The sequence below is a fragment of the Planktothrix sp. FACHB-1355 genome (assembly GCF_014748295.1).
Lineage (GTDB): Bacteria > Cyanobacteriota > Cyanobacteriia > Cyanobacteriales > Aerosakkonemataceae > Aerosakkonema > Aerosakkonema funiforme_A.
Map to the genome: position 1 here is coordinate 1 of NZ_JACJUP010000090.1, position 10,792 is coordinate 10,792.

The 10,792-nt window shown below is 44.2% G+C and carries 9 protein-coding genes; 2 read left to right on the forward strand and 7 right to left on the reverse strand.

Translation table 11 applies throughout. The features are described from left to right. The 3 genes from H6S82_RS06625 to H6S82_RS06635 form a co-directional block, all read right to left on the reverse strand. A partial coding sequence (locus H6S82_RS06625) for a Uma2 family endonuclease (RefSeq protein ID WP_191056104.1) occupies nucleotides 1–155 on the reverse strand: 155 nt, incomplete at its 3' end. A gap of 173 nt (nucleotides 156–328) precedes the next feature. Further along, nucleotides 329–1,105, reverse strand: a complete 777-nt coding sequence (gene map / locus H6S82_RS06630) for a type I methionyl aminopeptidase (protein WP_190463749.1) — start codon at nucleotides 1,103–1,105, stop codon at nucleotides 329–331. Nucleotides 1,106–1,152: 47 nt separating this feature from the next. Further along, nucleotides 1,153–1,392, reverse strand: a complete 240-nt coding sequence (locus H6S82_RS06635) for a helix-turn-helix transcriptional regulator (protein ID WP_199315189.1) — start codon at nucleotides 1,390–1,392, stop codon at nucleotides 1,153–1,155. Nucleotides 1,393–1,810: 418 nt separating this feature from the next. On the opposite strand from H6S82_RS06635, the gene H6S82_RS06640 reads away from it, so the two are divergent. Beyond that, nucleotides 1,811–2,149, forward strand: coding sequence for a DUF760 domain-containing protein (locus tag H6S82_RS06640; RefSeq protein ID WP_190463748.1), 339 nt, complete (start codon nucleotides 1,811–1,813; stop codon nucleotides 2,147–2,149). A 66-nt stretch (nucleotides 2,150–2,215) separates the two neighbouring features. On the opposite strand, the gene H6S82_RS06645 is transcribed toward H6S82_RS06640, so the two are convergent. From H6S82_RS06645 to H6S82_RS06660, 4 genes are all read right to left on the reverse strand, one after another. Continuing rightward, nucleotides 2,216–2,491 (reverse strand): hypothetical protein, encoded by a 276-nt coding sequence (locus tag H6S82_RS06645; protein ID WP_199315188.1) that lies wholly within the window; start codon nucleotides 2,489–2,491, stop codon nucleotides 2,216–2,218. An 88-nt stretch (nucleotides 2,492–2,579) separates the two neighbouring features. Beyond that, entirely contained in the window at nucleotides 2,580–5,471 is a 2,892-nt protein-coding gene (locus tag H6S82_RS06650) for an EAL domain-containing protein (RefSeq protein WP_190463746.1), read from the reverse strand. Nucleotides 5,472–5,835: 364 nt separating this feature from the next. Further along, nucleotides 5,836–8,070 (reverse strand): tyrosine-protein kinase family protein, encoded by a 2,235-nt coding sequence (locus tag H6S82_RS06655; RefSeq protein WP_190463745.1) that lies wholly within the window; start codon nucleotides 8,068–8,070, stop codon nucleotides 5,836–5,838. A gap of 109 nt (nucleotides 8,071–8,179) precedes the next feature. After that, nucleotides 8,180–9,652 (reverse strand): SLBB domain-containing protein, encoded by a 1,473-nt coding sequence (locus tag H6S82_RS06660; protein WP_190463744.1) that lies wholly within the window; start codon nucleotides 9,650–9,652, stop codon nucleotides 8,180–8,182. A 224-nt stretch (nucleotides 9,653–9,876) separates the two neighbouring features. Between H6S82_RS06660 and H6S82_RS06665 the strand changes: the two genes are divergently transcribed. After that, the gene (locus H6S82_RS06665) at nucleotides 9,877–10,746 is read left to right on the forward strand and encodes a glycosyltransferase (protein ID WP_190463743.1); all 870 of its coding nucleotides are present in this window, start codon (nucleotides 9,877–9,879) and stop codon (nucleotides 10,744–10,746) included. The last annotated feature ends 46 nt before the right edge of the window (nucleotides 10,747–10,792 follow it).

Here is a 10,792-nt window from a genome sequence, read left to right on the forward strand (position 1 = left end):
GCAGCGTAGAAATTACCTGATAACCGATTGTGATTTGCAGATCCACCTGCCATAGGAATGATTTCTCCATCAATATATTCGTTTTTGGAGTCAGCAGCCTCTTCTAGTTCCAGATATTCCTCTGGCGTGTAGTATCGCCGTTGTGTTATTTGCATATTTTTTTAGCGATGCGATCGCACTCAAATAATTTTACTAAATCCTTACTCAACAGTTTAGCGCGTTTAGATAGTCGCCGAGCGATGAATGGCGAGTAAATTAGTTCAAAGCGATCGCCCTTTTTAATTAAGCTAAATTAGGCGATCGCTTTCTCGATAAATTAATGTAGATTTCAGTTACTATTTTCTGGCGGTAAAGTCAGGATATCGACACCTGACTCAGTTACAACCACCGTATGCTCAAATTGGGCAGAAAGTTTTCGATCCTTCGTCACAGCAGTCCAACCATCTTTAAGGATTTCAACTTCCCACGAACCCTCATTAATCATAGGTTCGATCGTAAAAACCATACCCGGTTTCAAACGCAAACCTGTCCCCCAGATACCGTAATGGAGAATCTCAGGTGCAGTATGAAAAATGCGGTGAACCCCATGTCCGGCAAAATCTCTCACCACAGAAAAACCTTGAGCTTCCGCGTATTCTTGAATAGCAGCACCGATATCGCCGACACGCGCCCCAGGTTTGACTTCTGCAATACCTCGCATCATACTCTCTTGCGTCACCTCCACCAACTTTTGCGCTTTCGGTGAAGGCGTACCGACAAAGAAAGTTTTGGAAGTATCGCCGTGATAGCCGTCAACGAGAGGCGTCACATCTATATTAATGATGTCGCCCTCTTTGAGAATTTGCTTAGCGTTAGGAATACCGTGGCATACTACTTCGTTAATGCTGGTGCAGATAGATTTAGGAAATCCCCTGTAGCCAAGGGGCGCACTTTTGGCCCCACGAGCCCTAGTCCAGCGTTCTGCCTCATCATTGATTTGTAGCGTGCTTACCCCCGGTTTTACCATCGGTTCGAGAAAATTGAGGAGTTCGGCAGCGAATTGGCCAGCCTGACGCATTTTTTCGATCTCCCGGCTGGATAAAAGCTCGATCGTCTCGCGTTTCATACTATTTTTTCCTTAATTTGAGTTTTTCCAGTAGAGTTACCTCTACATCAGCTAGCTTTATTGGAACTCGTCTCTTCACTTGGGACGTAGCGCAACAGGTCAGAAGGCTGGCAATTGAGTACCATACAAAGCTTTTCTAGCGTAGTACGGTCTAGACGGGGAGGCATCTCGTAGCTGTTTTTCAGTTTATTCACAGTGACGTGGTGAAGACCAGCCCGACGCGCCACTTCTCGGTAGTCCATTTCTCGGTCTGCCATGACAGCAGCCAAGCGCCATTTGATGACCATTGGGTTGTGTGCGTATCTTAGTTGAAATTAATTAAGATTTAGCTTAACATGAAATTTGTTAGTCAAAACTGCTAACAAAGTAATTATATCCCCAAAAATAACACGCGATCGCACTTCCCAATCGTGCGATCGCATCGTGTCGTCGTTTCTAACTTATCTCTAGGTAGAAGCAAAAACTCGATCGACTTCTCCTTGATTTCATAATCTCCCCAATGCAAAATTCAGTCATTGGGGAAAACCCTACTCGATCGGTGATACATTCCCCCCTTGTGTGAAAAACTACGATGAAAGTGGCAGATTAACGAAAGTAGGAAAATCCGTACCTACCGTTCGGTTGGCCTCAGCGAACACCATCTCTTGCCTCTGTTACATTAGTTTGTAGAAAGCTAAAAAACTCTACAAATTGGCTGTTAATACTATGAATAATCTCTCAAACCGATCTTCAGAATTCTTTGGCAACCAAAGTGAAGGCAGCAACTTGCTGTGGCAATACGTCCAATCTCTCAATCCAGAGACGATCGCCCACCTCTCCAAACCCTCTCCGGAAGCAGTTCAGGTAATAGAACGCAACCTTGTCGGAATGTTAGGAGGTTTACCTCACGAACACTTCGACGTAACAATTACCACAACGCGGGAAAATCTCGGTCGGCTTTTGGCTTCTGCAATGATGAGCGGCTACTTTCTGCATAATGCCGAACAACGTATGGGATTTGAAAAATATTTGCAAGCAGTAGAAAGCAACGAGAACGGAAACTAACATTTCAGACGTTGGGGTCATTCAGTCAAAACAGAGCAACAAAAACTACCAAAGCGAGTAGGTAGATCAACAATATCTTCTGTCTTCAAACCACTCCTCGCAAGTAACTTGCTGAACGCCTTTCAACCCCAAGCTTTCTAAATGGGATATCCATTCATCGGCAGAGTCTTCTATACTAAGAGCGCCCAGCACCCTTGCCACATCAGCGACCTCTGGAAGGGTTAATAGTTTATATCCTTGCCAATCCGCCTCTAGACGCAGCCAATCCGGTACAGTGCGCTCATCAAAGTGAATAGAGCTTTGGTAATCTGCCCTGAAACAGTACATTTGACACTTGGACATGGTTCGCCAGTTTTTCAACATCGGCTACTAATGTTAGCGTAGCGTGTTTGCTGTGGCAATGTAGAGACATTGCACATCCCATCATCCATTAATTAGTGCAGCAGGAAACACCTGCAAGACAAGAAAGCTTAACTAAATCCTTCTTTCTAGCTTGCCCCATTAACTTAGTGGCATCTGAAGCTGGTAAGGGACGACTGAAAAAGTATCCCTGCATATGTTGGCATTCAAGAGTGTGTAAAAGCTCTTTCAATTGTTCTGTTTCGACTCCTTCTGCTACTACTTTGAGATTGAGCCCTTGCCCCAAAGCAATAATCGCCGTAATGATAGCGACATCATTGGGGTTTGTGATTAAATCCCTTACAAAAGATTGGTCAATTTTTAACGTGTGAAATGGGAATTTTTTGAGATAGCCCAAGGAAGAGTATCCCGTCCCAAAATCATCCATTGCTATCCCCACTCCCATCCGCTCGAATTCCATCAAAATTGAACGGGTTAACTCGGCATTCTGCATAGCAATACTTTCAGTAATTTCTAATTCCAAAAACTGCGGATTTAAACCTGTATCGGACAAAATCTGCGCTACCATTTCTACCAAATTTGGTTGCTGAAATTGTCGGGCTGAAAGGTTGACTCCTATGCGTATAGGCGGTAAACCAGCATCTTGCCAAGCTTTATTTTGCCTACAGGCAGTTCTTAAAACCCATTCGCCAATAGGTACGATTAGCCCAGTTTCCTCTGCGAGGGGAATAAATGTGGCAGGGGAGATAAACCCAAGAGTAGGGTGTTGCCAGCGGATCAGGGCTTCCATTTGGATGATTTCCCCTGCGATCGTATTAACTTGAGGTTGGTAGTAGACGACAAATTCTCCCCGTTCTAAGGCGCGGTGCAGACTGTTTTCGATAATTAACAATTCAGAAGTTCTGGAATTGATTGCCGGAGTATATATGCAGTATGTATTGCGCCCTTGCTCTTTCGCACGACATAGTGCCACATCTGCATTTTTGATCAGTGTTTCCGCATCTTCACCGTCATTAGGATAAAAGGCTATGCCGATACTGCTGCTTATGTGCAATTGATGACCGTTGATATAAAAGGTTGGTTTTAAGGCTGCCAAAATTCTTTGGGCGATTTTCACAGCATCTTCTACATATCTGATTTGGGGTAATAGCAGGGTAAATTCATCACCTTCCCAACGGGCAATGGTATCGCATTGTCGCAGACAGCCGCTTAGCCTATGTGCCACTTCTTGTAACAAGCGATCGCCCATCGCATGACCCAAGGTATCGTTGATAGCCTTAAAGCGATCTAAATCTAGAAACATCACAGCCAACATATCTCCCGTCCGATGGGAAGCTGCTAAGCATACCGAAAGGCGATCGTTGAATAGCATCCGATTGGGTAACGCTGTCAGGAGATCGTGGGTGGCTTGATAGCGAATTTTTTCTTCTGCCTCTCGGTGAAGAGTAACATCGCGGAAGCTAAATACTCTGCCTACTATCTTTTTGCCTACAATCTGCGGCTGCGAATAGCGCTCAAAAATTCGACCATCTTTAAATTTTATGAAGTCCCTAGATTCTGCTGTCGATTGCGCGAACAATTCTCTAATTTTTTCAACAAAATTTTCGGTTTCTGCTAGTTGATTTGTCATATAAGCTAGCAGTTGCTCGTCGAGAAAAGAGCCGATCGCAGATGTGGGTATTTGCCACATTTCGATAAACTTCTGATTATAAATGATTATTTTTCCCTGTTCATCTACTGCGATAATAGCATCCGCAGTAGATTCGAGTGTGGCGCAAAGTAGAGATAGGGATTTTTCTAATTCCTGTTCGGTTCGCTGGTGTTCCGCAATCTCCCTTTGCAGTCGATCGTTCGCACTTTTTAAGGAGGCTGTGTGCTGCAAAACTTCAATTTCTAATTCTGCTTTTGTTTTTTTTAGATCTGACTGGGCTATTGCACCCTCTAGCGCGTGGGAAATTGCCGTCGCTACTGCACGCAAAAAGTTTACTTCGGAGGAATTCCATGCGCGTGCTTCGACACAGTTAGCACAAACGATAAATCCAAACAAATTACTATTGACTACAATTGGCAAAACGAGTAAAGAAAGTATGTTTCGATCTTCTAGAAACAGACGTTCTGAATCTGGAAATTCTGTGATTGTACCTGCAATAATTTCGCCCTCTGCTAACAAATGCGCCCATCGAAGAAAAAAGTCTTCATCAGAAAGGTTTTGAAGTATAGGACGATCGATTTTTAGCTCCACACTGGGGTAGCACCACTCAGCACACTGGCGCATCCCCAGACAGCCCTTGACATTGCGATCGTTCTCGAATAAGTAAATGTGGCTTGCACCGGAAGCTTGTCCCAAGAGTTCTAAAATTTGTACATAAAAGTTAATGTTGTCGTCAAAAGCCGATAATCTGCGTTCTACTTCTAGCAAAGCCGCGAGGTAGCGATCGCGCTTTGCCACGGCTTCTCTACCAGTATGGAATAGCAGCCACAGACCGACCGCAGACGCTAGACAAGCGATTGCGGATAATGCCACGAATTTTGGATCGAAGCGTCCAACTGCATCGATTTGCTTTACAGCCATACACCCATAACATATGGTAGCAATCGCTACACTCATCCCAATGAAGCCAAAACATAGCTTGTCCGAACTTTTCTCGTTGAAGCTGGTCACTCTTAACGCAGATACTGATGCCACAATTACTACTACCATCAAGACAAAGATGATTTTAGGGTCGTAGGCGATCCACATTGGTAATTGGTAAGATCCCCCAGCAACGAAGTGCATAGACCAAATGCCGATTAAAAGAGCGATCGCACCACCCAGCCACATCTGACGGGCAAGCGCTACCGCTACCGTTAGTTGAAAAGACCGTTCTAGTGCTGTATAAGAGGCAACAATTGCAATGAGAGTGGAAAGGAATACCAAGCGGATGTCATAAATGCTTAGCAGAGCTATACCTATGTTTGCCATGTTATAAGTTTTTCTATCACTATTATTTATTTTTGTTTAAGGATGCTCTTTCGTTTCATTTAGCTATAAAAAGTTTTTAATAGAAATGTAAAGTTTTTGCACAAAGGGGGATAAGCAGTGTTGATAAGCTGTAGAAAAAGGCTGAGCGAGAACTCGCTAACGACGATAAAGTCGGTAGAGCGAGCATAAACTAATCAGTCTTAGTCGTCAGATGCCGAAAAACATAATTGACTATCTCGCTCCGAGATATAACCAGCAAAATGCCCTTATGGAAAAGTGAAATAAAATAGGAGGCCCCTCTAGTTTTCTGAGAGAGGGGTTTCTGAGTGGGGGACACCGAAGCGACTTTTGTCGTGAGAAATTACTAAATTCGCTGATAAGCCTTATAGACTTTAGTTTTGTAACCTTTAACACCATTAGCGACCACACCCAAGACAGCAGCACCCGCGATATTTAATCCATCTAGGGCTTTGATAGCCATGAAGCGGTCTGTCTTTTCCAGCCCGATCACCATGACAAGCCCATCGGTATAGGCAGCTAAGAGGTTAGCGTCTGCCAAACCGACCACAGGGGGAGTATCATAAATAACCAAGTCGAAAAAGGCTTGAAATTGCTCCATTAAATGCCGCATCTTTTCAGAAGAAAGTTCTTTAATTGGGTCTGGCGGAATTGAGCCAGCAGTCAGCACAAAGAGATTTTCCTGAGAAGGCGATCGCTGGATTACCTCATTCAATCCTATATCTGAAGAAATTACTTCGCTCAGTCCTCGCACGTTCGGTAAACCCAACTTTTTGTGAATCTTGGGACGGCGCAAATCCGCGTCCACCAGCAATACCCGCTGACCGATCGCAGCTGCTGTCTGGGCCAAGTATACCGCAACCGTAGATTTACCATCTCCAGGTGTAGCAGAACCGATTATTAAAGATTGGATCGGTTTATCGGGACTCAGCAAACGAATATTGGTATACAGAGAGCGGAATGCTTCTAATAAAGGAGAAGAAATATATCCTTGGGGTTTAGCATTTTTAGAAATGACAAGATACTTACCAGCCTGTTTGCTTAAATTAGCTATGATTGGTATGCGAGCTAGTTTTCCAGAATTTTTGGAGAAGCTTTTTGCTTCTTTTGCAAAAGGAACTATTCCCAGTACTGGTAGTTTAGTTTCCTCTTCAACATCTTCCGGACTGTGGAAAACATTATTAAAAATTTCTACAACAACAGCAGAGCCAATCCCTAATACCAATCCCAAAACTGCCCCTAAAATGTAGTTTTTCTTATTTACAGGAGCCGCTTGCGGATTGCCATCTTTGTCCCGAGGTATTTCAGGAGGAGTAATTAATTCCCAAGGTAATTCTTGTTGAGCAGAATCTATCCGTAGCGCATCTAACTTAGTTAAAAGCTTGTTTAAAGCATCAGTAGCAACTTCTAATTCGCTATTTAATTCCGCATACCTACGTGCCACTGCTGGAAACTCTTTCATTTGTTTTCTTATATTATTTTCAGCTTGCATAATGATTTGGTTGCTAGCCTCTAGTTCTTGGATTTTCCCAGCGGCTTTCTCCAAAATAGTTTCCGCTTCTTTACGGGAAAGTTTAACTAAATCCTGCTGCTTTTCCCGTAGTGCGATTAAGCTTGGGTGCTTCTCACCCCATCGAGCTGACTTTTCCGCAATTTCGGTGTTGAGATCGTGAATCTGTAATAGTAATCGAGTGTAAGCGGCCTCGTCTTCACTCAGTAGCGCCTCAATATTTCCTTCATCAAACAGTTTTTTATGGGTAGTGTAGTTGACTCGTGATTGAGCTAGTTCTGCTTGAATATCTACTCGTTTTTTTTCAAGCGCAAGGGCGTGTTCGGTCAACGTTTGGCTGACTTTCCCGGGTTCGATTAAGTTTGATTGTTGCCGCAGTTTTTGCAGTTGTTCTTGCAGCATATTCACTCTCTGTTCGCGTTCTGGTAGTTGAGCTTGAATAAACTCAATACCCTGGCGTAGCTTTGTTTGACGATCTTTCAGACTGTACTTTAAATAAGCTTCTGCTAATTTATCTAATACAAATTGTACTTTTTCTGGATTTTTATCTTTGTAACTGACACTTAAGAGCCTCGTCCCTGACTTCTCTTTCATAGGCCGCTCTATTGTTAACTGTTCCATCAGTGTATCGTAATCAACGCCGCGATACTTTTCTTGAATTTTTTCTATGATTGGAACCATCAATTTTGGGCTTCGCAAAACCCGAATTTGTGTTTCGTAATCCAAAGTAAAATCTTCTATTGTTAATCTATTTTGTTCGCCTACAGTTTGCGAGAGTAATGATACTAACTTATTTTCCGAGGTCGTTACAGGCTCAACTAAAAGCACAAATCTACCTTCATAACTTTTAGGCTGATCCTTTAGTTTGTAAGCGATCGCACCAGTTACTACCAGCGCTACTGTAGCGATTAAAATAATCCTTCGTCGCCCAGCCGCAAATATTTTACTCAGATCCTTGAGCAATTTCTCTTCGTCGCTTTTTTCCGACTCGGTTTTGTATTTAGCCGGCAACGATTGCGGCAGATTGCCATTTTTTTTTGTCCAGGATTGATAGTATGGTTCGGTATCCATTTGGTTCCTATGTATTTTTTATCACTAATATTGCCAAAAAGTTTGTATTTATTTTTAATCCTCTAGCACGCGAACATATCATAGCGTAAACCTTATTGCGTTGGCTGCTTTACAATCGTCTAAAAATCTCTAAGATTGTCAGCGGAATATTGAATAATTGGTTACTCCTAGTGGCAGGGGTTAAAACAGTATCTACCGTGTCAGCGATGCGTGCTATACCAGAGCGCCTTACAACAATAACGTCGTTATTGCGAAGTTGGGGATTAGTTTGCTCGTTAATTCCTTGGGACATATCCACACGTACCGATCGTCGAGACACACTACCATTACTGTTGAGGCGAATTAGTTCAACTGTATCTCGATGAGCGCGAGCGTTGTTGAATCCTCCCGCTACCAACAAAGCCTGATTCAAGGTAGTGTTGGGGGCTACCCTTAAGCTCCCAGGTGTTTTCACTTCTCCGATCACAGTCACTTGAATATTAGCAGGAGCAAAACTAGCCGTAGCTAGTTGTTCTGCCTCTGCTGGGTTGACATCGGTAGCTGTGGGAACAACGATCGTATCTCCATCTTGCAATATCGCATTTTGTCGCAAATCTCCTGTCTGTAAGAGTTGCCAGAGGTTCAAACTGATTATTTGTTGCGTACCTGCTCTAGTAGCGCGGCGTAGCTCGATCGAGCGAATATCAGCTAAAGATGTAATTCCCCCAGCCAGCTCAATAGCCCTGATGACGGTTGGCAAGCCCAGATTTCTTGGCTCAGCAGCTGTGCCTCCTCCCACTACAACGTAGCTCCCCGGTCGAAAAACTTCCCCTACCACAGCTACAGTGCGTGCTTTTTCTGGATCTCCGATTAAACCCGCAGATGCGATCAGCCTTGTTTCTCCTACACTCAGGTTAGCCGCAGTCGGAACAAAAATCGTGTCTCCATCTCGCAAAATGGCGTCTTGACCCCGATCGCCTGCCTGTAAAAATTTCCAAAAATCGATATCGATCGTTCTTTCTCGACTAGATGTTTGCGGACGACGCAGCTGGATACGACGAATATCAGCCGTTAGGGTAAATCCCCCAGCTAGCTTGATTGCTTGGATGGCCGTGGGGTATTGCACCCCAGACTGGTATCCTTGTCCTTGCGCCAACGTAATGGAGTAGGAACCCGGGTTATTCACTTCTCCAGAAACTAAAACATTTACAGGCCGAGCAGACAAAAGCGTTACCGTCACAACGGGACGTTTCAAGTAGGGAGCGTATCGACGCTCGATCGCCCGAGATGCTTGTTCTGTCGTCAAACCCTGGATCGAGATCCCGCCAATCAATGGCAGCGTGATGAGGCCACCTAACGGGACTTGTAACTCTCCCCCGAGTTGCGGTTCCTCGAACACATCAATCCGAATCCGATCTCCTCCCCCTAATGTATAGTTTGCTTCCGCTTGTACAACGCTGGCAGTCGGTCGGGGTGAAACAGACCTTTGTCCCCTTGGCCGCTGCGCTTGGCTGGGATAGGTAACAGCGATGGTTATTGACGCTAACAGCGTCATAGCTGTAAGGGGATAAATTAGTTGTTTGTAACAAAAAATAACAAACATATCCGACCTATACACCAAATATTCTTCTTCTAAACTTAACGCAGGAGCAATGTGGTTGCTCTGGCCTGACTGGAAAACTCTTTACCTTAATGGCTAGAGTGAATGGAACGACTTCTACTACTGGAAGTCGATCTACCGAGTTAGTAGATATTTATGCTGTTGCACGGCAGGAATTCTTAAAGTATGCTGAATCAAAACTCGGTAAGTTTCTGGGGTAAGTTCGAGTGAACCACGTACCCTTAGCGATTTTGATCGCTTGTTACAACAGACGCGACCAAACTTTGAAATGTCTGCAAGCGCTTTACGAGCAAAATGTCAGTTGTGACGTATACCTCGTAGATGACGCTAGTTCTGATGGTACATCGGATGCAGTCAGGGCAAACTATCCGACTGTCAAACTGATTGCAGGCAAGGGCAACTTGTTCTGGGGTGGCGGAATGCGACTGGCATTTTCCGAAGCTCTTAAGGTTGGTTATGACTATTATCTTTGGCTCAATGACGATACCACTCTCGAAGCTGACGCGATCGGCAAACTGCTCGATACCCACAATAAACTTGCATCGCAAGGTTATCCCAATTCGATCGTCGTCGGCTCGACGCGAGATCCCGTCAGTAAAAAGCCTACTTACGGCGGTCAGGTGCGTTACAACCGTTGGCGTCGCCTCAAATTTAAATTGGTAGAAGCGGGGGAGTCACCCCAGCAATGCCAAACAATGAACGGTAACTGCGTGCTAATACCTGCTGCGGTAGCTGAAAAAGTTGGTAATATAGATGATGCTTTCCCCCACCAACTAGGAGATTACGATTACGGACTCAGGGCGCGTCAAAAGGGGTGCTTGCTGTGGATAGCCCCTGGTTACATAGGTACTTGTTCGAGAAACTCCTATGGCGGCAGTTGGAAAGATTCAAACCAACCTTTGGCTAAGCGTTTGGAAAAAGTGTTTAGTTTGAAGGGTATGGAGCCAAGGGAATGGAAAATATATACGAAGAGACATGGCGGAATGTTTTGGTATCTTTATTGGATATTTCCTTACCTACGAGTAATTATTTCGTCAGTGTTCAAACAAATGGACTATTCTTCAACAGAGCTTTAAACTGGTTTGACAACTTAAAAAAAAGCGTGGTGGGTAAAACGGAATT

Excerpts from the sequence above, each read along its gene's own strand:
- H6S82_RS06650 (WP_190463746.1), bottom strand. The coding sequence starts at position 5,471 with ATGGCAAACATAGGTATAGCTCTGCTAAGCATTTATGACATCCGCTTG.
- H6S82_RS06640 (WP_190463748.1), top strand. The coding sequence starts at position 1,811 with ATGAATAATCTCTCAAACCGATCTTCAGAATTCTTTGGCAACCAAAGT.
- H6S82_RS06645 (WP_199315188.1), bottom strand. The coding sequence starts at position 2,491 with ATGTCCAAGTGTCAAATGTACTGTTTCAGGGCAGATTACCAAAGCTCT.
- H6S82_RS06660 (WP_190463744.1), bottom strand. The coding sequence starts at position 9,652 with ATGTTTGTTATTTTTTGTTACAAACAACTAATTTATCCCCTTACAGCT.
- map (WP_190463749.1), bottom strand. The coding sequence starts at position 1,105 with ATGAAACGCGAGACGATCGAGCTTTTATCCAGCCGGGAGATCGAAAAA.
- H6S82_RS06655 (WP_190463745.1), bottom strand. The coding sequence starts at position 8,070 with ATGGATACCGAACCATACTATCAATCCTGGACAAAAAAAAATGGCAAT.
- H6S82_RS06635 (WP_199315189.1), bottom strand. The coding sequence starts at position 1,392 with ATGGTCATCAAATGGCGCTTGGCTGCTGTCATGGCAGACCGAGAAATG.